This is a genomic window from Aerococcus sp. Group 2, from assembly GCF_905125285.1.
Taxonomy (GTDB): domain Bacteria; phylum Bacillota; class Bacilli; order Lactobacillales; family Aerococcaceae; genus Aerococcus; species Aerococcus urinae_E.
On record NZ_CAJHPA010000006.1, the window covers coordinates 34,894 to 56,159 of the forward strand.

The 21,266-nt window shown below is 44.0% G+C and carries 13 protein-coding genes; 5 read left to right on the forward strand and 8 right to left on the reverse strand.

All coding sequences use genetic code 11. The features are described from left to right. Positions 1 to 718: 718 nt before the first annotated feature. Positions 719 to 1,435 carry an NADPH-dependent oxidoreductase gene (locus tag JFU01_RS07870; protein WP_195856514.1) on the reverse strand — a complete coding sequence of 239 codons (717 nt, stop codon included), beginning with the start codon at positions 1,433 to 1,435 and terminating at the stop codon, positions 719 to 721. Positions 1,436 to 1,596: 161 nt separating this feature from the next. Between JFU01_RS07870 and JFU01_RS07875 the strand changes: the two genes are divergently transcribed. After that, complete coding sequence (locus JFU01_RS07875; RefSeq protein ID WP_195856515.1) at positions 1,597 to 2,196, forward strand: SOS response-associated peptidase; 600 nt, start codon at positions 1,597 to 1,599, stop codon at positions 2,194 to 2,196. Positions 2,197 to 2,280: 84 nt separating this feature from the next. Here JFU01_RS07875 and JFU01_RS07880 read toward each other — a convergent pair whose 3' ends face one another. From JFU01_RS07880 to JFU01_RS07890, 3 genes are all read right to left on the reverse strand, one after another. Further along, positions 2,281 to 3,288 (reverse strand): ornithine cyclodeaminase family protein, encoded by a 1,008-nt coding sequence (locus JFU01_RS07880; protein WP_195856516.1) that lies wholly within the window; start codon positions 3,286 to 3,288, stop codon positions 2,281 to 2,283. A 129-nt stretch (positions 3,289 to 3,417) separates the two neighbouring features. Further along, entirely contained in the window at positions 3,418 to 4,386 is a 969-nt protein-coding gene (locus JFU01_RS07885) for an ABC transporter ATP-binding protein (protein ID WP_195856517.1), read from the reverse strand. Next, a complete protein-coding gene (locus tag JFU01_RS07890) occupies positions 4,386 to 5,927 on the reverse strand; it encodes an ABC transporter permease/substrate-binding protein (protein ID WP_269775746.1) in 1,542 nt (513 codons plus the stop codon). Before JFU01_RS07890 ends, JFU01_RS07885 begins: the two co-directional genes overlap by 1 nt. 283 nt (positions 5,928 to 6,210) lie before the next feature. Here JFU01_RS07890 and JFU01_RS07895 point away from each other — a divergent pair, with 283 nt between their 5' ends. After that, a complete protein-coding gene (locus JFU01_RS07895) occupies positions 6,211 to 8,082 on the forward strand; it encodes a flavocytochrome c (protein ID WP_195856518.1) in 1,872 nt (623 codons plus the stop codon). Positions 8,083 to 8,416: 334 nt separating this feature from the next. Then, positions 8,417 to 9,079, forward strand: a complete 663-nt coding sequence (gene nth, locus JFU01_RS07900) for an endonuclease III (protein ID WP_195856519.1) — start codon at positions 8,417 to 8,419, stop codon at positions 9,077 to 9,079. A 138-nt stretch (positions 9,080 to 9,217) separates the two neighbouring features. On the opposite strand, the gene JFU01_RS07905 is transcribed toward nth, so the two are convergent. Both JFU01_RS07905 and JFU01_RS07910 read right to left on the reverse strand, forming a co-directional pair. Further along, positions 9,218 to 10,147, reverse strand: coding sequence for a diacylglycerol/lipid kinase family protein (locus tag JFU01_RS07905; RefSeq protein ID WP_195856520.1), 930 nt, complete (start codon positions 10,145 to 10,147; stop codon positions 9,218 to 9,220). A 90-nt stretch (positions 10,148 to 10,237) separates the two neighbouring features. Continuing rightward, positions 10,238 to 11,428 (reverse strand): oxidoreductase, encoded by a 1,191-nt coding sequence (locus tag JFU01_RS07910; protein ID WP_198434225.1) that lies wholly within the window; start codon positions 11,426 to 11,428, stop codon positions 10,238 to 10,240. Between the two features lie 307 nt (positions 11,429 to 11,735). Between JFU01_RS07910 and JFU01_RS07915 the strand changes: the two genes are divergently transcribed. Further along, positions 11,736 to 12,878, forward strand: coding sequence for an MFS transporter (locus JFU01_RS07915; RefSeq protein WP_195856522.1), 1,143 nt, complete (start codon positions 11,736 to 11,738; stop codon positions 12,876 to 12,878). Between the two features lie 204 nt (positions 12,879 to 13,082). Here the strand turns inward: JFU01_RS07915 and JFU01_RS07920 are convergent, their stop codons facing one another. Further along, a complete protein-coding gene (locus JFU01_RS07920; RefSeq protein WP_326831900.1) occupies positions 13,083 to 16,802 on the reverse strand; it encodes a YPDG domain-containing protein in 3,720 nt (1,239 codons plus the stop codon). 54 nt (positions 16,803 to 16,856) lie between these two features. After that, a complete protein-coding gene (locus JFU01_RS07925; protein ID WP_195856524.1) occupies positions 16,857 to 19,466 on the reverse strand; it encodes a Rib/alpha-like domain-containing protein in 2,610 nt (869 codons plus the stop codon). A gap of 472 nt (positions 19,467 to 19,938) precedes the next feature. Between JFU01_RS07925 and JFU01_RS07930 the strand changes: the two genes are divergently transcribed. Then, positions 19,939 to 21,141: an MFS transporter gene (locus JFU01_RS07930; RefSeq protein ID WP_195856525.1), complete on the forward strand. Its 1,203-nt coding sequence runs from the start codon at positions 19,939 to 19,941 to the stop codon at positions 21,139 to 21,141. Positions 21,142 to 21,266: the final 125 nt, after the last annotated feature.

The following is a 21,266-nucleotide window of genomic DNA, read 5'->3' on the forward strand; positions in this document are numbered from 1 at the left end:
CGTGTTGTGACTGTCACACTCTCTCAAACCTGCTCCAAGCGCGAGGTGAGCTCCATTTCAGAAGTCCTTGCAAATCCTCTTTGAGGATTTACTGCGTACTTCTTCCAATGGTCTCCCCTCTTTTTGCGCTTGCCGCACTCTATTCCAAACGTGCTCCGGGTGCAGATCGATCTCCACTTCACTAAAGTGCAAGAAATTTTTTCAAGAATTTTTGCTCTTTAGCTCCAGTTGCTATAGCTGTTCGAAGCGTTAGCGAGTTACAGATATAGTATGCCTAGCTCTATCGATCTTTGACGCACTTGTCGCACTCTCTTTAAACGTGCTCCAGTCACAGGACGAACGTCCATTTCAAAAACTGCCAACGCTCAGACTAGCTGAGCTTATGACAGTTTTCTCCAATGGTTTCGTCCTCTATTGTGACTGTCGCACTCTTTATAGTTGAGTTCGGAAGGGTGAGGGGATGTCCTTTCAGAAAAGTTGAACGATCAATCAAGTTGAGTTCGACCGCCAGCCTTGAAGTCACTTCAGAAAATTCCAACGCACAGTCGTGCTGTGCTTATGGTATTTTCTTCCAGTGATTCAAGTCTTTGATGGCGTTCTCACATCCTTATATCTGATCTTATCATCTTTTCTTCCAAGGAATCTCCCTCCCTGGTCCTTCCTCACATCCTTTATTCAATGGGTTGGATATTGAAGCCTTGTTTGCCTAGGTCTTCGATTAGTTCTTCCCGTCGACTTTGCCGGAGGTTGGATTTTTCACGACTTGTTCATAGAAGGAGTCGACCCGCCGGTTAGTGTCACGTAAGTCATAGTAGGTGGTCATTTCTTGGTCATAGGCATCCATGATTTCCTTAGCATTGTCTGGATAATGGTAGGTGTCTTCAAAGATTCGCATTTCCTTAGGAATCCTAGGCTTCAATTGGGGTTCTTGGTTAGGATGACCAAAAGCCAATCCTAAAACAGGCGCCGTTAATTTGGGAAGCTGTAGAATATCAATCATGGCACCCATGTTATTTTGAATGCTACCCAAAAAGACAGCTCCCATGTCTAAGGATTCCACAGCGTTATTCACGTTTTGCGCCATCAAGACAGCATCACTATAACCTTGGAAGAAGCGTTCTAATTGGTGGGAAGAAGCCGTATCTGCGTCGTGTTCCTTTGCAATTTGGGTATTGCGATATAGGTCTACAATAAAAATCCATAGCTCAGGAGCCCGGGCAACATAGTCCTGGTTACATACTTCGGCAATTTGGGCTTTCTTATCAGGATCTTTGACCCGGATAACGCTGGCATACTGCATCCCGGTTGAAGTTGCGGTATGGATCGCTACCTCTTCTAATTGTGAAATCACTTGGTCACTAATCTGGTCTTGGGTAAATTCGCGAATAGTGCGGTGGTTCAATTGTTGTTCAATCAATGAGTTTTGCTTGTTCATCCAAAAACCTCCTTATATACTATATGGTAAAGTTTAGCAATTGGCTTAGTCCTTGTCCACTGAAGAAGTCTATCCGCTCACTAGTAAAAACTTACAGTTATCTAAAAATTGCAATAAATTCGTGGTACTTCATTTAAAATAATCATTGAGGAGGAATCAACATGTGCGGTCGTTATGAATTTAACCAGGAAGAAGCCTTACTCAAGCACTTCTACCAACGGGCCAATGACCCCGACATCCAAACTGGGACCCTCTACCCTGGCCAGGTTGTTCTCACCCTGAGCGCCAACCCGGACCAGTCCGTCCATGCGCGCGGCATGGAGTGGGGTTATGCAGGTTTTAATAAGGGGCAATTATTGATCAACGCCCGTTCGGAAAGTATCGCGGATAAGGCAACTTTTAAAGCCGATTTTCACTATCGTCGCTGTCTCTTCCCTATGTCTAGCTACTATGAGTGGACCAAGGACAAAGAACGCTACCGTTTTTCCAGTAATGACATTCTCTATGTGGGTGGCTGTTATCAAAGGCCAAGATCAGATCAAAGCCATCCCCGGGCCGTGCTCATGACCCAAGCGGCTAATCCGCTGGCTCAGGAAGTCCACCACCGCATGCCCTATTTTGTCCAAGCCAAAGATATCCGGTCTTGGCTCAATGACTATGACTTCGCCCGCCACTACCAGGAGTCTAACGCCCAACTCTTCATGGAAAAGGAAACCGATAATAAAGACTTCCGCAACATGACTCTCAACCTTAAAGATTAATAAAAAGAAAGGCTGCGTAGCCCTCCCTTTAGTCATTTTTCTGACCTGAAAGGAAACTGTCGCAGCCTTTTTGTTGACTTATTATTAATAAGGGTTGAAGGAGAAGGTGGAACCGATATTTTCAGCTTCTGCTTCTTTGGCTAATTGACCAGCAATGGCAATGTCTAAGGCACCGATACCGATTGGTACACAGATAGTGGTCCCCTTACGTAGGCCTGGTAAGGTTAAACGACCTGAAGCTAATTGACCAATGGTTGCGTCAATATCATCTTCATCAATAATTGACTTAGTTGCTGCATCCGCTAAAGCGCCACGGTGTAAGGCTTGGCCAATGTGGTCAACCACAATGTGGTCAGAATAGTTAATCAGGTGGTTACCGATTTCATGACCGGAACCAATTGGAATAATGACCGTGTCACCAGAAACGTCTTGGTAGTCAAGTAAGGCTTCTTGTGATTTGGTTGCTGTGATCACGATATCGGCGTCACAAGCTTCCTTGACATCAGTCACATAGTCAATATCGCCATCCACTAAGTCTTCATGTTCAGCGATAAATTCCTTAACGCCTTTGTCATGGTAGTGCCAGAGGTTAACGTGTTTAATATTAAACCAGTCAGCAATGGCATGGAGTTGCATGGAAGCTTGCATCCCGGTACCGAAGAGGGCTAAGTTAAGGTCAGACCCTTTCTCAAAGCCTAGGTACTTAATAGCAACAGCCGTTTGAGCACCAGTTCTGAGGTTAGTAATTAAGGTCCCATCCATCACTGCTTTAAAGGTCCCTAATTGAGGATCAATTAATAGAATGAGCCCATTAATGTAAGGATAGCCGGCCTCTTTCCGTTTGCCATCGAAACCACCGACCCATTTTAAACCGGCAACATCTAAGCCACCAATATAAGCGGGCATAGCATTCATATACCCTTCATATTCAGGCCAATCACTGTTGTTTCCTAGGTCTAAGGTGACCTTGGTTGGGTTCTTCACCCGACGTTCCCCTACCTCTTGGAAGGTTTTTTCGACAATTTGATTCACCTTGTCCATGGTCAACATTTTCTTAATGGTTTCTTGGTCCAATAATCGTGTTTCTGTCATATAACAACTTCCTTTCTATAACAATATCCACTTATATAGTAACAATAATTCAGAAAAAAGTTATAAAAAAGCCCTTGGCCAATTTCAATGGCTAAGGGTTGGGACAATTTTTGGGTTAAAATTAATCGATTATTTTTTCTCTTCAGCCAGATAAGTAAAGACCTCCGAGCGACTTAAGCAAGCAAGGCTTTTCCCCTCATGAATAATAATTACCGCTTCCTCTTGGGCCAGAAGCTGGTAGAGATCAGTCAGGGAGGCTTGGCTATCGAGCTGGGGCAGGTCTTTAGCCATTGCTCCATTCGCTTCTCTTTTTATCGCTGGCAAAGCCTGTATGAGTGAAGCGACTGAAGTCGGCTCTTCTGCCACTAAACTCCCCTGTTTAAAAAAGTGGCGGACAAATTCATTGGCTGGCTTGGCTTTGATATTTTTAGGGCTATCAACCTGGACTAGGCGCCCGGCTTGCATGATGGCAATCCGGTCTCCCAAGCGCAAAGCCTCATCCATGTCATGAGTAACAAAGACAATGGTGGTTTTGATTTTGTGGTGGAGGTCCAGTAAAAGTTCCTGGAGGGACTCCCTAGAAAGTGGATCTAAGGCAGAAAAGGGCTCATCCATCAGAATTAAAGGCGGTTTAGCAGCAATAGCCCGGCAGATCCCCACCCGCTGCTGTTCACCCCCAGAGAGTTCGTGGGGATAACGTTGACTATATTTTTCCGATTCTAAGCCAACCTGGTCGAGGAGCTCTCTAGTTCGGGCTTGTCGTTCCTGTTTAGCCATGCCGATCATTTCTGGGATAGTTTCGATATTCTCTTCAACCGTCATGGTGGGAAAGAGAGCAATATCTTGCAGGACATAACCCATCTGCCAGCGCATTTTATTCAAGTTATAGGAACGGATATCTTGCCCCTTAAAGTAGACCCTGCCTGATTCTGGTTTGACTAAACCATTAATCATTTTTAGGCTGGTGGTTTTACCACTCCCCGAGGGCCCCACCAGGACAAAGAATTCTCCGCTAGAAATTTCTAGGTCTAAGTGATCGACCACTAACTTATCTTGGTAGACCTTGCTCACGGAATCAAAACGGATAAAATCTTCCATTATTGGCTACCTCCAATCAAGCCTTTGTTGAGAAGAAACTGATGGGCGACGTCTTTAGCTGACTGCCCTTCTTGACTGACCTGGTAGTTCATTTGGATCATTTCCTCCTCAGTAATCATGCCGCCTAAGCGGTTCAGGGCTGCTACCACTTGGGGGTGGTCTTTGGCATAATCGAGTCTTAGCATAGGTGCTCCTTGGTAGTGGGGGAAGAGCCCCAGGTCATCTTCTAAAGCCACCAGGTCGTAGGCCTTGATTTCACTATCGGTCGAATAACCATCCACCAGGTCGACCTCCCCCTGGGCAATGGCTTGGTAGCGTAAGGCCGGTTCCATACTGGAGACTTCACCCAATTGGATCTGATAAAGGGACTGGATGCCTTGGTAGCCGTCTTCGCGGTCGATAAACTCTAAGGTGAAGCCCGCCCTTAACTTATCCGCATAGGGCTTTAAATCGGAAATTTTCTTAATCCCCATGGTTTCGGCTTGGTCGCGGCGCATCAGAATCGCATAGGTATTTTCATAGGCCATGGGCTCTAATAAGGTGAGTTGGTATTCTTCCTCCAGACCCTGCTTAGCTAAGTCATAGGTTTCTTCCTTAGAAAGCTTTCCAGAACTGCTAGTCGGCTTATTCTCCAAGAGGCTGCCAAGGATGGTTCCAGAAAACTCCGGATAGACATCCACTTCTTGGTGGTCAAGGGCCTCAAAGAGAAAGCTAGTCTTGCCAAAATTGGGCTTCAACTCCACTTGAATCTGATCATCTTCAGCTTGAATGAGCTCTTGGTACATGTTGATCAAGATATCCGGCTCACTGCCTAATTTCCCGGCAATCACCACTTTTTGATCAGGGGCTTGGACATTTTGGTAAAGATTGACCCCACCAATCACCAGGAAAAGCCCTAAGAGACTAGTTACCACCACCAGAGGTCGCTTATTCTGCAAGAACTTAATCAAGGCGGAAAAGGTCAAAGCTAAGAGGGCTGAAGCGATCGCCCCCACTAGGGTCAAAAGCGGCTGGTTACGGTCGATTCCTAAAAGGATGAAAGTCCCAAGCCCTCCGCCACCAATCAGGGCCGCTAGGGTAGCCGTTCCAATAATTAAAACCAGGGCCTGGCGGATCCCAGACACAATGACGGGTAAGGCAATCGGTATCTCCACCTTTAATAAGCGACGTAGGGGTGACATACCAAAGGCCACCGCCGCCTCTTCGATCGATGGATCAATCTCTGTGATCCCTACATAGGTATTTTGAAAAATCGGCAGAAGAGCATAGACGACTAAGGCGATTAAGGCTGGCACCGTCCCAATCCCAACTAAGGGAATTAAAAGCCCCAAAAGCGCTAATGAAGGAATGGTTTGTAAAACACCGGTGACCTGCAGAGCCCCTTCAGCGATCCGGGGCTGGGAGCGAAGACCAATCGCTAAAGGAATCCCGATGATAAGGGCAATTAATAAGGCGGTTAGGGACAGGGTCAGGTGTTCCCAGCTGGCCGCTAGTAAGTCACTACCACGTTCTTGAAAAATACTTCCTAATTCTGCAATCATTTGTCCATCCTCTTACTATGCTTAGTTGTCACTATTTACTGGCTGATTTTTCTCCTGGCTAGGTGAGTATTAAAGCTCTCATTAGCTTAAATTAAAGGGAAGCAAATAGCAATTTTAAAGCATGGCTACCAACCCTCGTTATATAACCGTTCAGTTATTAAAGACACCTTAAAAAGGCATAGCTAAAGGCGATTAAAGCAAGTGTAAGCGCTGACAAAAACTGACAACTTGTGCTATTCTTAAGGTGTCAAGAAAATACCGAAGAGAAAGAAGGAATGCAAGCATGAGTGAATTTAAAGAATTAACTTTTAAACCAGGCACCTACCATGTGCGTGCTAATGGACATAACGGCTCCCTCCCCATGACAGTTGAGTTATCTGAACATCGGATCGAAAAAATCGAAGTCGATTCCAGCGGAGAAACTAAGGGGATCGCTAGCCCGGTCTTTACTGAAGTGCCCCAAGACATTATTGCTGGGCAAAGCTTAAACGTGGACACCGTGTCGGGTGCTACTGTGTCTAGCCACGGCATTATCGATGGGGTGGCCGACGCGGTTAAAGAAGCTGGCGCTGATCCAGAAGTCTTACGCCAACGGCCTAAGCCTGAAAAAGCAACCGCCCAGGACGAAAGCTTGGAAACGGATATCGTAGTCGTTGGTGGGGGTGGTGCTGGTTTATCCGCAGCTGCTGCTAGTTTACAAAGCGGTAAGAAGGTCATCTTACTGGAAAAATTCCCGGTGATTGGTGGAAATACCGTCCGTACCGGTGGACCAATGAATGCGGCTGACCCTGAATGGCAAAAAGAATTCAAGGCTCTCCCCGGTGAAGACCACACCCTGGAAGAAATCTATAATCTCGATGAAAACGAAATCGACGAAGAATACCTGGAAGACTTCCGCGAATTAAGAAAGCAAATTAAGGCTTACTTAGACGAAGTTGAGGGTAAGGATGAATACCTCTTCGATTCCACCCTCTTACACCGGATTCAAACCTACCTCGGTGGTAAACGGACTGACCTCAAGGGTAACCAAGTCTATGGGAACTACGACCTAGTCAAGACCTTAACCGATAACGTGCTGGACTCCGTCCACTGGTTATCAGACATTGGGGTGGACTTCAACTATAAGAGCGTGGAAATGCCAGTTGGAGCAATGTGGCGGCGTGGTCACCAACCAACCAGTGATAACGGCTATGCCTATGTCAAGAACCTCGAAAAGTTCATCTTAGACAATGGTGGCCAAATCATCACTGATGCCCGCGTTAACGAATTACTCGTTGAAGACGACCGCGTCGTTGGGGTGAAAGCAGACCACCAAGGTGCTAGCTTAACCGTTAGAGCCAAAGCTGTTGTTTTAGGTTCTGGTGGTTTTGGGGCCAACACCAAGATGCTCCAAGAATACAACACCTACTGGGAACGGATTGACGATGACATTAAAACCTCTAACTCCCCTGCCATCACTGGTGACGGGATTCAATTAGGGGAACAAGTCCACGCTGACTTAGTCGACATGGGCATGATCCAAATGCTCCCAACCTGTGACCCAGAAACTGGAGCACTCTTCACCGGTCTCCAAGTTCCGCCAGCGAACTTCCTCATGGTCAACCAAGAAGGTAAACGTTTCGTTAATGAATTTGGCACCCGGGATGAAATTTCCAAGGCAGCCATCGCTAACGGCAGTCTCTTCTACTTAATTGCTGACGATGAAATTAAGAAAACGGCTTATAATACCAGCCAAGAAAAAATCGACCAACAAGTCGAAGACGGCACCCTCTACCGGGCTGATACCATTGGCGAATTAGCCGAACAAATTGGGGTCGACCCTAGTGTCTTAGAAGAAACCGTAGCGACCTATAATTCTTATGTGGACCAAGGGGAAGACCCTGATTTCCACAAGAATGCCTTCGATTTAAAGGTAGAAATCGCTCCATTCTATGCGACCCCACGGAAACCAGCTGTCCATCACACCATGGGTGGCTTGAAGATCGATACCGATGCCCATGTCATCAACCAAGATGGTGAAATCATCAAGGGCTTATACGCTGCTGGTGAAGTAGCTGGTGGTGTCCATGCTGGTAACCGTTTAGGTGGTAACGCCTTAGCTGACATCTTTACCTATGGCCGAATTGCCGGTAAGAACGCCAGTCAAGAAGCCTAGCTAAAATACCTCTAAAAACATAACGACTTAAAGAGGCTGAGTGTGACAAGCGCGTCAAAGAGCAAGACCGCTGGAAGAAAAAGGTGTTAAAATTCTCAAAGAGAATTTATCACCTTTTTCTGAAGCGGACGCTTGCTCTGCGCTTGGAACACGTTTTGTTAAAAATACTTGTATCAGATATTAAGGCTGAGCACTTTTGTCTCAGCCTTTTTCTATTGCGGTTGTCAAGGCAGCGAATTCCCTCTAGTCATGGTAAAGTATAGTTATCGCTAGCAAAATTTTCTTTCGAAGGGGAAGAAATTCTTGCTGAATTCCACTTAGAAAGGTGACCCTTATGTTATCTGACCAAAATGCCTATTATCTCCTCCAAGAGATGATCAAGTTCTATCCCCATGTGACCACTGAATTAAACTATGAGACCAATTTCCAATTGCTAATTGCTGTGATTCTCAGCGCCCAATCTACTGACCAAGGAGTGAATAAGGTCACAGCCAAATTATTTAGGGACTACCCCACTGCCGAGAAGATGTCCCAAGCTGATCCTAAAGACCTGGAACCCTATATCCAACCCATTGGCCTCTATAAGAATAAGGCCAAATACATCCAAAAAGCTGCCCAACAAATTATTGAAGATTTTGACGGCCAGGTTCCTAAAGACCGTAAGGCCATTGAAAGTATTTCTGGGGTCGGGCGTAAAACGGCTAATGTGGTGCTCAGCATCGCCTACGATGTCCCAGCCTTTGCGGTCGATACCCATGTTCAAAGAGTCTGCAAACACCACCGCATCGTGGACCAAGATGCCAGCGTGAATGAGGTCGAAAAGCGGGTCACTGACTTACTCGACGAATCCCAATGGCGGCAAGCCCACCAAGCCTTAGTCCGTTTTGGCCGTTACATTTGTACCGCTAGAAATCCGCAATGCTACGCCTATGAGCAATTATTTCACCTGCCTGACCCTAGTGAAGAAGATCTACTCCCTAAAGCAGGCGAAAAATAATAATAAATTAAAAAGCGAGCAGGTCCAGCAAATGGTCTGCTCGCTTTCTTGTACCCCCACTAAGGAAGTCAGTACTTTTTAAAATTTGATAGGCACTTTTTATGTTTTCTAGTCTCATTCGAGGACAATAGACTGCTATTACAGATAAAAATCTTGTTGACCTTGCCAGACACGGACAGGATATTGGTCAATCATTAAACTTTCCCCATCGACTTGGCTAATCATCGGCCCATTAATCGCCACTTCAACCACTTTCCCGCTTAAATGAGTCATATAAGGAGAGGACTCTTGCTGGTGACTAATAAAAATACGGTAGAGGAGGTCTAGAATTGCCTGGGGCTTAATATCATGAATAACAATGGCAGATACTTGGCGGTCCTTGATTTTTTCCAAGGGGTAGAGATGAATGCCCCCGCCAAAGTAAGGGTTATTCATAAAGACCACTAAGGCACAGCGGTCAAAATGATAGGGCCGGCCATCGATCCTCAACTGACAATTAAAAAGTGATAGCCGGGGAAGACTCTGAAAAAGCCCCACGAGATAACGTAATTTATTGCCCCAGGGCTTGTCAAAGATCCCCTGACTTTCTTTGAGCTTGATGGCTTGCTCAATGACTACACCATCAAAACCCAGCCCTAAACTATTGACCAACGACCGCCTTCGCCCCTCTTGGCCCAATTGATAGTGGTAGATGGGCAGAGTTTGAGGGGATGATCCTTCCACTAAAGGAGCTAGATAGTCAGACAAGCTGCTCTTATCCTGCTGGAAATAACGTGAGAAATCATTGCCAGAACCCGCTGGTAAATAGGTCAGGGGAATGTCGACTTGCTGATTCTGGAGGACGGCGACTAGTTCATGAAGAGTCCCATCGCCACCAATCACCAAGAGGCGGCTATCCTTTTGAAAATTATCCAGGAGCTCTGGCACTAAGTCAAAGATATGGCCCGGATAAGCGGTAGTATGCACGCGATAGCCCTGCTGGTGGTCATCAAGATAAGCTTGAACCTGGTCCAGTACTTTCCTTCCCCGGCCTAATCCAGCCTCTTCATGGCAAATAATCTCAATCACAGTCATGTCCCCTTTTTGTCTAATGAGTCCTTGGCTTGTTCCTTGCCGTCCTTCTCTCTTGGTCTTTGACCAGCTTATAAAAGCTGACGACTAATAGCCTTCGCGGTAATAGTCGTCTCCCTTATAGAGATCATGCAGATGGTAAATCGATTCACGACCTGGCATTTTCAGTGGCATTTGTGGGTCTGAGAAGAGGGTTATCAAAGCGGGTGGTAGTTTCGAAATTTTCACTTGTTCTGGTGAAATGGCAGTAACAATTTCATCGCCGCGGCCTTCTAAAATTTTCTTTCCAAATTGAGGATCAATCAAAGTTCCCCGGCCGACTGCTGCTAGATCAGCATAGTTCAGGGCATCTTGGGCTTTTTCTTCATCAGTGATCCCACCCACGACAATCAACTTCACATCGTCAGGCAAGACTTGACGGTAAAATTGGGAATAGGTCTTGTCTTGACCAGCGGGTTTACCCTTATAGTTTAAGTTAGAAACATGGATATAGTCAAAGTCATAATCCTTACCTAAGTCTTCCACTAGGCGGGTAGAATCTTCATAGGTGTAACCCACATTGTCTCCGTGAATTTCTTCTGGACTGATCCGGTAACCAATAATGAAGTCAGCAGGGGCTTCTTTTCTAACCACTTCAAAGACCGCATCATTGACTTCGCGGATAAAGCGCGTCCGGTTTTCATAGGAACCGCCCCACTTATCGGTCCGTTGGTTGGACCATTTGGAGAAGAATTGTTGGTGGAGGTAGTGGTTAGCCCCATGGATTTCTACCCCATCAAAACCGGCTTTAATGGCGCGGCGGGTAGCTTCCCCAAAGGCTTTAATGGTCGCTTCAATTTCTTCTTCAGTGATTTCTTGGACTGGATAGTCTAGGAAAGAAAAGTCAATGGCACTCGGCGCTAAGGCACGGCCACCGTGGCGGGCTGGGAAATTCGATTCCCGACCAGAGTGGTTCAATTGAATAACGGCCTTGTTACCCTTTGCTTTTAGACTTTTGGCAATTTTACTTAAACCTTCGATGTGGTCATCGCTTTGGATCCCTAACTGCTCCTTGTTGGCTGCCCAGGTATGGGAGGGACCACCATCCTTAATCACATAGCAATATTCGACAATCACTAAGCCAGCTGACTCTGAACGCGCTGCGTAATAATCGAGGGTGTCTTGACTGACAAAACCTTCACTCAATCCACTATTAGTTAACATTGGCGGTTGGACAATCCGGCCCTTTAATTGAGCCCCGTGCCGCAAAGTAACGGTATCAGTTAATTTTTTAGACATAGTAAGTATCCTTTCGCTAGCAAGCCAGTTTTTTATAATTCTTATTGAACCAAAAAAACGGCCTGTTTTGTTTTTTCCTTTGGACATTATTTTAGCAAAATTCGCTAAAATTTCCAGAAAATGATGAATTTTACTTCTGTTCAATCGTGAACATTGATTAACTAGGCAAAAAATTCGCTATTTTTAGTCCCTTTTCTTGAGTGAAATTCTCAATTCTTTTGGCTTAAATTTTCTTTTATCCCCTTACTTTCGTGATATGATAGCAATGGTTATATAAAATTTTATTAATAAAAGAAAGGACTGTTTTATGAGTACTAAGCAACTTCCTTGGAAAAATTTATTGATACTAGCTTTTATCGCTTGTATTGCCATGATTTCAGAATTACTGCCTTCAGGATTCTTGCAAGAAATGGCCAGTGCTTTTAACGTGCCTTTAGGACGAATGAGTCTCTTTATTGGAACCTATGCCATTATGTCGGCCGCAGTTGGTATTCCCATTACCCGGGCCTTTTCACAGGTCAACCGGAAAAACTACTTGCTATGGGTCTGCGGCTTCTTCGCGGTCAGCAATTTATGCATTGCTTTTGCTCCCAACTTTCTCATCGCCTTTTTGGCACGGATTATCGCCGGAGCAGCTGCGGGAGCACTCTGGGCCATGTTAGGATCTTACCCTATTGGCTTTTTACCCTTGCACTTAGCAGGACGTGGGACTGCCATTGTCCTAGCGGGAGTGACTTTTGGATTGAGTGTCGGCCTACCTCTAGCAACGCTTTTTGCTAAGGCCTTTGGTTGGCGGATGGGATTTGTTCTCATTACGCTCTTATTTATTGCCTCCGCCCTCCTCGGTTTGAAACTCTTCCCTCCAGTAGAAGGTGAAGAATACAATGCCGATAACAACTACGGCAAGCTCTTAAAAAATAAAGGAATTTTGATCGCCAGTTTGGCAACGATTCTGATCGTGATGGCCCAATATATTTCCTACATTTTTATCCAACTGATTGCCCAAACAGCAGGCATTGCCGTGGCCTCTGCTCAAGCGGCCTTTGGGGTTGGTGCCCTACTATCGATCGTCATCGTTGCCCGCTTTATTGACCGCTATCTCTTCAAGTTAACCCTAGCCATTTCGGCTCTAACTGCCATCGCCATTTTTATCTTAGTGGTTAACGTCCCTAGTCCCTTAATTAATTACCTGGCTTTTGCCCTCTGGGGATTAGGCTTTGCACCGATGACGACCCTCCTGCAAACTGCAACCACCAAACAGGTTGACCATGGCAAGTCCTTAGCCAATTCCGTCAGTGCGACTTCCTACGACTTAGCAATTATGCTATCTAGTTTACTGGGTAGCCTAACCATCGCTTCGCTCGGGCTCAGCGGAACCCTTTGGATTTCTATCGGCTTTGCCTTAGCCGTCTTCTTTTTGGTTTTCTTTAACCATACATATTTTACTTAATGCTAGCGATTCATTCCTATAGATAACTATTCCTTAAGGTGTTGGGTGAAGCCTTGTGCTCCTCAACACCTTTTTATTTCCAAATTAAAAACCGATCTCCCCTAGCTAATCAGAAATCTAGCTAGGAGAAATCGGTTTTCTTTTAAGCTTTTTTCACATCAAGTGATTGGTTGGTAAGAATTATCTAGTGATGGTTAAAAGCTTTTATTTGTTTTTCCGTTTGCTTGGAAGGGCTAGGATTGCTCCTGCGGCAACTAACAAGAGTTCCAAGGCTACTGGTGCTGCAACCACACCGGTCTTAGGTAGGCTGGTGTTGGCATTTTCAGTTTGAGCGGCTTTTTCAGTTTGAGTTTCTTTCTCTTCCACTCGGCTGAGCTTTGGACTTGCTGTAGCAGCGGTTTGAGTGTCTTCCTTAGCACTGGTTTCAATAGATTGATCAGTCGTTGCTTGTTGACTATGATCAGTTACTGTTGGTTGACTTGGTTGTTGAATGTGATCACTTTCTTGACTTGGGTGATCGTTATCTTCTACCTGAGGAGCTGAAGGATGACTAGGTTCTGGACTTGGAGTAGCTGGTTCTGGACTTGAAGGACAAGGTAGCGGTGAAGTTGGGATTTCTTCCACAATCACTTGGCCAACTTTTGAGACTTTCTTATCCTTGCCTTGAGCAATAGCGGTGATCTTGTCCTTAGCTTTCAAAGTCACGCCATCAGGAACTGGAACAAGGAAATTGCCGTCTTCATCAGCAGTTACTTCAACTGGCTTATCTAGACCTGGAATCGTCACAATGACCTTAGCGAAGGCTTCCGTCTTACCACTGATTTGCTTGTCTCCTTCCTTCACTTTATCGAAGACTGGTGGCAAGGTGGTTTCACGTTCAGCAAAGACTTTAGCTTTTTCAATGAGATCTGTGGTGCCATCTGGATAGGTAAAGACCGCATTACCGTCTTTATCAATGGTGATCACCGTGTCCTTAGGTAGATCTTTATTAAAGTCTTTCAACGATTTGACTGCTTGATCTTGCTCTTCCTTAGTGATCTTATTCAAGTCATCCACCAAGGTAATCACTGGTTTAGGTGTGTATTTTTGACTGTGATCGCTGACAGTAACTTTAGCTTCCACAGTGTCTGTGGTCCCATCTGGATAAGTTACAGTCACTGGAACAGTGATCACATCCCCATCTTTGGCACCTTCTGGAACCTTAACGGTTAAGCTACCATCTGGTTTTACGGTCACGCCTTGTGGAGCATCTTTACCGAGTTCGTACTTAGTACCTTCTGGAGCTGGAGTGGTCTTGCCGTCTTTATCGGTGAACTCTGGTTGGTCCACTTTCACTGATGAGCCTGGAGTGCCCACTTGGTCCTTGTATTTTGGTTCGACGGTTTGGCTTTGAGCCTTAACAGTAACCTTAGCGTTAACTGTGTCACTTGTGCCATCTGGGTAGGTAACCTTGACTGGAACGGTGATCACATCACCATCTTTGGCGCCTTCTGGCACTTTGACAGTCAAGCTACCGTCTGGTTTAACCGTTACCCCTTGAGGAGCGTCTTTACCAAGTTCATACTTGGTGCCTTCTGGCGCTGGAGTGGTCTTGCCGTCTTTTCCAGTAAATTCTGGTTGATCGACTTTCACGGATGATCCTGGAGTACCCACTTTATCCTTGTATTTTGGTTCAACGGTTTGACTTTGATCGCTAACAGTCACTTTGGCGTTGACGGTATCGCTTGTTCCGTCTGGATAGGTAACCTTGACAGGAACGGTGATCACATCACCATCTTTGGCGCCTTCTGGAACCTTAACGGTTAAGCTGCCGTCTGGGTTCACAGTCACACCTTGAGGAGCATCTTTACCTAGTTCATATTTTGTACCTTCTGGAACTGGAGTTTTCTTGCCGTCTTTGTCGGTAAAGGTTGGTTTTTCAACCGGAACTTTTTGGCCTGGAGTTCCTGTCTTTTCGCCATACTTAGGTTCCACTTTTTGACTTTGGTCAACTACAGTAACTTTGGCATTAACCGTGTCTGTGGTCCCATCTGGGTAGGTTACTTTAACCGGAACAGTGATGACATCGCCGTCTTTGGCGCCTTCTGGTACTTTCACGGTTAAGCTGCCGTCTGGTTTCACGGTCACACCTTGTGGGGCGTCCTTGCCAAGTTCGTACTTGGTGCCGTCTGGTGCTGTAGTTGGGTTACCATCTTTATCGGTGAAGTTTGGTTTTTCTACCTTAGCTTCTTGACCCGGGGTGCCGGTCTTATCACCATACTTAGGTTCCACTTTTTGGCTTTGATCAACGACGGTCACTTTGGCTTCAACCGTGTCTGTGGTCCCATCTGGGTAAGTTACCTTAACAGGAACGGTAATCACGTCGCCATCTTTGGCGCCTTCTGGAACTTTCACGGTTAAGCTACCGTCTGGGTTGACAGTCACACCTTGTGGGGCATCCTTACCTAATTCGTACGTGGTGCCTTCAGGAACCTTGGTTGGCTTATTGTCCTTGTCGGTAAAGTTTGGTTTTTCAACTGGAACTTCTTGACCTGGGGTGCCGGTCTTGTCGTCGTACTTAGGTTCTACCTTTTGGCTTTGGTCAACAACGGTCACTTTGGCTTCAACAGTATCTGTGGTACCGTCTGGATAAGTGACCTTCACTGGAACAGTGATCACGTCGCCATCTTTGGCACCTTCTGGCACTTTCACAGTTAAGCTACCATCTGGGTTCACGGTCACGCCTTGTGGGGCATCCTTACCGAGTTCATACGTTGTGCCGTCTGGCGCTGTGGTTGGGTTACCACCTTTATCGGTGAAGTTTGGTTTGTCTACCTTAGCTTCTTTACCCGGAGTCCCTGTCTTGCCCTCGTACTTAGGTTCTACCTTTTGACTTTGGTCAACGACGGTCACTTTGGCATTAACCGTGTCTGTGGTCCCATCTGGGTAAGTGACCTTAACAGGAACAGTGATCACGTCGCCATCTTTGGCACCCTCTGGTACCTTCACGGTTAAGCTACCGTCTGGGTTGACAGTCACACCTTGTGGCGCGTCTTTACCGAGTTCGTACTTGGTGCCTGCTGGCGCAGTAATTTTCTTGCCTTCTTTATCGGTGAAGTTTGGTTTTTCTACCGGAACTTCTTGACCTGGTGTCCCTGTCTTGTCGTCGTACTTAGGTTGAACTTTTTGACTTTGGTCAACGACGGTAACTTTGGCATCAACGGTATCGCTTGTGCCATCTGGGTAAGTTACCTTAACAGGAACCTTCACTTCAATGCCATCTTTGGCATTTTCTGGAATCTTCACATCTAGACTACCATCTGAGTTCACAGTAACTGGCACCTCAATGTCAGAACCATCTTTGGCACCATTTGGAACTTTGACAGTAAGGGTGCCATCTTCTTTGACAGTCACACCTTTTGGCAAGTCTTTTGCATCTTTGTCTGGAGCTGTGTACTTAGCGTCTTTTGGTTCATCTACTTTTTGACCATCTTTATCTGTGAAGTTTGGTTTTCCTACCTTAGCTTCTTGACCTGGAATCCCCGACGTATCCTTGTACTTAGGTTCGAATTCTTCTTTTTGTTGTTTAACGACTTGGGCGGTAAATTCCTTATCTTCGGTAATTTCTTTACCGACTTGGTCATATTTATCGTAAGCCCAAGTTGTGGTTTCATTAGCAGAAGGTTTGTGATAGTTAACCTTATATTTTTCATCAGGAGAAACTTTTGGCAGAGCAACTTTTTGCTCTTTACCATTCTTGTCCTTGCCAACTAAGTTCGCGCCATCTTTAGATTCAGAAATTTTGACGCCCGCTTTTGGATTGACGAAGTAAACCTTATCAGCATCCGCTTGGTCTAATTTGCCGCCTTCAACATCCTTAAAGGTTACCTCAACATAACCATCAGGCTTGCCTTGTCCGGAGTCAGCCGGAATGATATCGTCAATTTTTCTATAGACAAGTTCTAAGGTTGCATTCTTTTGAGGATTAAAGCTTTGGTTTTAGCCGTTAACTTGTGGTCTTTCAAAGGTGTAACCAACAAACTTAGGCGCAACAAAGTCTTTTTTCTCCGTGTATTCGATCACTTGAGCATCGCGTTTGCCTTCGATCTCACTTGGATATTTGTCTTCAGCTTCTGCTCGGAACTTAGGATCAATATCCTTGCCATCACTTGTGACATATCTCACTTTGGCGTAGCTTGGACGTTGAACGTTGATCTTGTAAGGTACCTTTGTAATATGGTTTTCTCCTGGGAGCTGCACATTTACTGAACCCTCTAGAGAAATCTCTTGGTTATTTTTAGGCACCTTATAGCTGATTTCACCAGTCTTAGGATCTAGAGTCACGCCTGCTGGAGCATCTTTTGGAAGTTCAAATTTAGAACCTTCTGGGAAGGTAAAATCTTTTCCAGCTTTTGTCCCTTTAATTGGCGCCTTAATGGTCTTATCTTCGTTTTCACGAACGAGCTCTTCTTGAGGTTCGTATTTTGCTATTACTAAGGATGGTTTAAAGGATTTGGTTCCTAGTTTTTTACCACCACGAATAAAGGTAATCGTCACTTTACCATCTGGTCCAATTTCAACCTTATCCGTAGGAGCGAGTTTGCTGGCTTCCTTCACCTTAGAAGCAATATCTGCCTTCTCTTCTGGGTTTAGGTTCTTAGGATCCTTGACAAGAATTTCGCTATTCAGTTTTTCAGTATAGTAAATAACCGTAGAGGTTACTTCACCGGAATAGTTACCTTCTGGTGTTACTAATTTCCCAGTAAAGCTTCTTGTTCCAACCTCATGCTTAAGGTCACTATATTCTGAGCCCTTGTCCCATTCACGCTTCAGATTCTTATTGATATCTTCCTTTAATTTCTTCATATCAACGCCATTATCACCACCAAAACGTAATGGTCTCAAGCCGATATCCAAGGAATTATCAAACTCTTCTTTAGTGACATGATTAGGGGTTTGATCGACACAGCGAATAATGGTACTGCCATTTGGGAAGAGTTGGCGAATCTTAAACAGATTAGACCAGGAAGAAAGATAGTTATAGTCTTTATCATCAGGGCCATATTTCTTATCTGGAATTTGATCACCGCTCCACACCTTAAGGTAGCGGCCTGTTCCGCCGTCTTCACGATCTAATTTACCCGAAATGATTAATTTGCCATCTTTTTGGTCCAATGTCATCCCGTTTAATTCATCTTTTGCTTTCTTCTGATTAGCTTGGATAGCGTTGTTCCCGCGGGCATTGAGGATATGTTCTCCATCCATTAGGTCAACAACGACCGGATGGGTCAATGGAATCGAGCCGGAATTTTTAGGGTCTTTAAATACGATAACATCAGGAACTTTAGCGATGACTGAAATAAATTGGGTCTTAGGGACAACAGTGGTCCAGTGATTAGGATCATCTGGCTTGCTCGTAATAGTCAGATTTCCATCATCTGCCATAGACAACTGCGACTTATCTAGACCGAGTTTAGTATTGGCCTTTAAGAAATCGTTGATTAATTTCTCTTTTTGATCACTTGTTAAAGAAATATGGTCTGGATCATCTACAACTAATTTTCCTCCATTGTGGTTGGTATGGTTAGATGGATTCTCACCACCGTCAGTCGCATGGACAGCATAAGGTGACTTGTAATAGATCCCTTTGAGCTTGATTGGCTTCGATTCTTTATTGTTGTATTTCAACCGAATTAAAATGTCAGCAGCTCTTTCTTCACGGTTAGGACCATAAGTAACAGAATGAATCTGTGGACCATGCACTGGATCAATCCGCGTATTTGTCAAAGCGGAATCATCAACTTCTAAACTGATATTGGACCAGTCAATATTGTTAGCTTCTAAGGCTTCTTTAATTGCAGGGTTGGCCTTGATGAAGTCCATCAGCTTAGCCCCTTTAATACCTTCTTCAAAGAAATTATGCGACAAGGCGCCAGCATATTCTGGAAATTCAATCTCATTAATTGGCTTAGGAGTGCCAGTATTCACAGGAGACCCATTACGATCATCATAATAGCCCGCTTGAGTACGGTCATCTGTTGATTTGCTGTCTTCTGGCTTAGTTGGAGCTGTTTCTGTTGGCTTTGGCGCTTCTGGCGCTACCCCATCTACGGAAGCTGTATCCTGTTTGGGGGCAGGTTTTTCAGCCTGTGGAGAAGCTGTCTTCTCTACATTACTTACTTTATTCTCTTTTTCGTCAGATACTGGTTGAACTTCAGCTGTGTGGTCAACTTTAGCAGCTTTTGCCGCTTCTGCTTGAACCTTATCTGCTTGACCAGTTTGGGCTGGTTTTACCGCTTCTGGCTGAACCTCAGCTGGCTTGCTGCTTGCTTGTGTATTAGAAGCAGGCGTTTCAGCGTGAACAGCTTCAGGTTGTACTGGACTATTTTTATTTTCTTTTGCATTCTCATCGACAACAGTAGCAGAACTTGGTAGCGTGTCAGCAGCTTGGAGTTCTGCGGCTTGGACAATAGCCCCTTGCCCTAGAAAACTCAATCCTACCGATACAGCTACTGAAAATACACCTATTTTAAGATTCTTGATAGCATAGTGATAGTTCCGTTGACTACGCTTACGTATCTGCTCATGTTGATTATTTTTACTTAACATAAACATTCCTCTTTTTAATAAATAATATTTTCTAACATGTTAGCGCTATTATTATAAAGGATTTTTAGCATATATTCTATAATAATTTTTCTTTTTAATAATTATAATAAAATATATGTAAATATACAAAATTGTTTTTCTTTAAATATTATTTTATAACTTTATAAGGAATTTTTTAGTAAGTAGTCATTCTTCCGATAAAATCAATAAAATCCACTCTCTCCGAGCTATTATTACTAGCCAGGAGAGAGCGGATGTTATGAAAAGTTTAGAAAATTTCCTCCAAATCAAACAGTAAATTATTTATAAACGATCGCTAGCTATCTATAACTTATAAATAGATTAACATCGATATAACACAACTTCTCTCTAACAATCTTTCAATTACTTATCAACTTGACTTTTATACTCAAAGAGTTAATATTTATAAAATATTTTTAGTTAAATGATAGTTAGCAAGAAGGTGTAAGTGATGAACCTACTTAAAAACAAAAACATTAGAATTTATCTTCTATCGATTTTTTTAACCACCATTTCATATGCGCTGCCCCATTCCATTTTAACGGTGCTTTTGCTGGCTAAGGGAGTATCCCTCTCTCAAATCGCTCTTATCCAAATGGCCTATAGTGGTGGAATGATTCTTTCCGAATTTCCTAGTGGGGTCATTTCAGACTTGTGGTCGAGGAAATCCTTATATCTATTGTCTAAAGTCTTATTAATAGTGATGTTCTGTTTAGTGCTATTCACTTCAAATTTTTGGACCCTTGCACTTGCCTGGTTTACCTATGGCATAGCCTCTGCCTTTGATAGTGGTACTTTAGATTCAGAAATTATCGTTTCTTTAAAAGAAAGTGACCGCGCCCTGATTCCTCAATTTGTTTCGATTGATAATAATACCCAAACCTTTGCCTTGCTATTAGGCAGTGTATTAGGTAGCTTTTTATATTTTAAAATAAACATCTTTATATATTTACTAGCTATTCTATTAACCGGCATTGCTATTTTCTTGGTTTACTGTCTTTACCAAGAAAATCCTAGAAAAAATGAAGACCTTATTTCCATCAATACGGTCTTAATGAAAGAACAAATTAGAGAAAGTTTTTCCGAACTCATGCATAATGCTAAACTACGAAAAATATTCTGTGTGGCTTTGATCAGTCAAATATTCTTTCAAACTCATTTCCAACTTTGGCAGGCTTTTTTACTAGAAAAATCAGTTAAAGAAGAACATTTTATTTTCTATTATGTCATTTTTCAAATAATCACTATGGTCGCTTATAGTGTACCCATTGATCAAGTGAAAGAACGATTAACTAAGAGACATTTTTCTACCCAGCTATTGATACTAATAATGGTCATTCTTCCCTTTTTACTCTTATCCAAACACTTCTTTTTATTTAGTTCAGCCTATATTATATTCGTTTTTCTCTTTTTCCTAATTGAATATATGGTCAACTCCTATTTTAATGATGCCGTTTCAGAAGATAATATTTCTTCTCTAGTTTCCTTAAAATCAACCGTATCACGTCTATTTTCAATGCTCTGCTTACTGGCCATGAGTCTACTCCTCAATCGATTTCCAACCAGTTTAATTGTCTCCATGAGTTTTCTGATCTCAATCCTGCTGCTTTTAGGCTTCTATTATTGGAGCAAATTAAGTACCACGACCAAATAGAAACTGAAAAAGCCTCTCAACCAGTTAAAAATGTTGAGAGGCCTCTTTTGTTATGAAGTAATTCTTTACCTTCAAAACTAATGGTGTGAATTTGGTGTGAAAAGTGGCGTGAACTTTGAAAAAAG

What these genes read in the sequence shown, in the direction of transcription:
- JFU01_RS07915 (WP_195856522.1), top strand. Translation starts at nt 11,736, where the DNA reads ATGAGTACTAAGCAACTTCCTTGGAAAAATTTATTGATACTAGCTTTT.
- nth (WP_195856519.1), top strand. Translation starts at nt 8,417, where the DNA reads ATGTTATCTGACCAAAATGCCTATTATCTCCTCCAAGAGATGATCAAG.
- JFU01_RS07910 (WP_198434225.1), bottom strand. Translation starts at nt 11,428, where the DNA reads ATGTCTAAAAAATTAACTGATACCGTTACTTTGCGGCACGGGGCTCAA.
- JFU01_RS07930 (WP_195856525.1), top strand. Translation starts at nt 19,939, where the DNA reads ATGAACCTACTTAAAAACAAAAACATTAGAATTTATCTTCTATCGATT.
- JFU01_RS07880 (WP_195856516.1), bottom strand. Translation starts at nt 3,288, where the DNA reads ATGACAGAAACACGATTATTGGACCAAGAAACCATTAAGAAAATGTTG.
- JFU01_RS07895 (WP_195856518.1), top strand. Translation starts at nt 6,211, where the DNA reads ATGAGTGAATTTAAAGAATTAACTTTTAAACCAGGCACCTACCATGTG.
- JFU01_RS07890 (WP_269775746.1), bottom strand. Translation starts at nt 5,927, where the DNA reads ATGATTGCAGAATTAGGAAGTATTTTTCAAGAACGTGGTAGTGACTTA.
- JFU01_RS07870 (WP_195856514.1), bottom strand. Translation starts at nt 1,435, where the DNA reads ATGAACAAGCAAAACTCATTGATTGAACAACAATTGAACCACCGCACT.
- JFU01_RS07925 (WP_195856524.1), bottom strand. Translation starts at nt 19,466, where the DNA reads ATGTTAAGTAAAAATAATCAACATGAGCAGATACGTAAGCGTAGTCAA.
- JFU01_RS07885 (WP_195856517.1), bottom strand. Translation starts at nt 4,386, where the DNA reads ATGGAAGATTTTATCCGTTTTGATTCCGTGAGCAAGGTCTACCAAGAT.
- JFU01_RS07875 (WP_195856515.1), top strand. Translation starts at nt 1,597, where the DNA reads ATGTGCGGTCGTTATGAATTTAACCAGGAAGAAGCCTTACTCAAGCAC.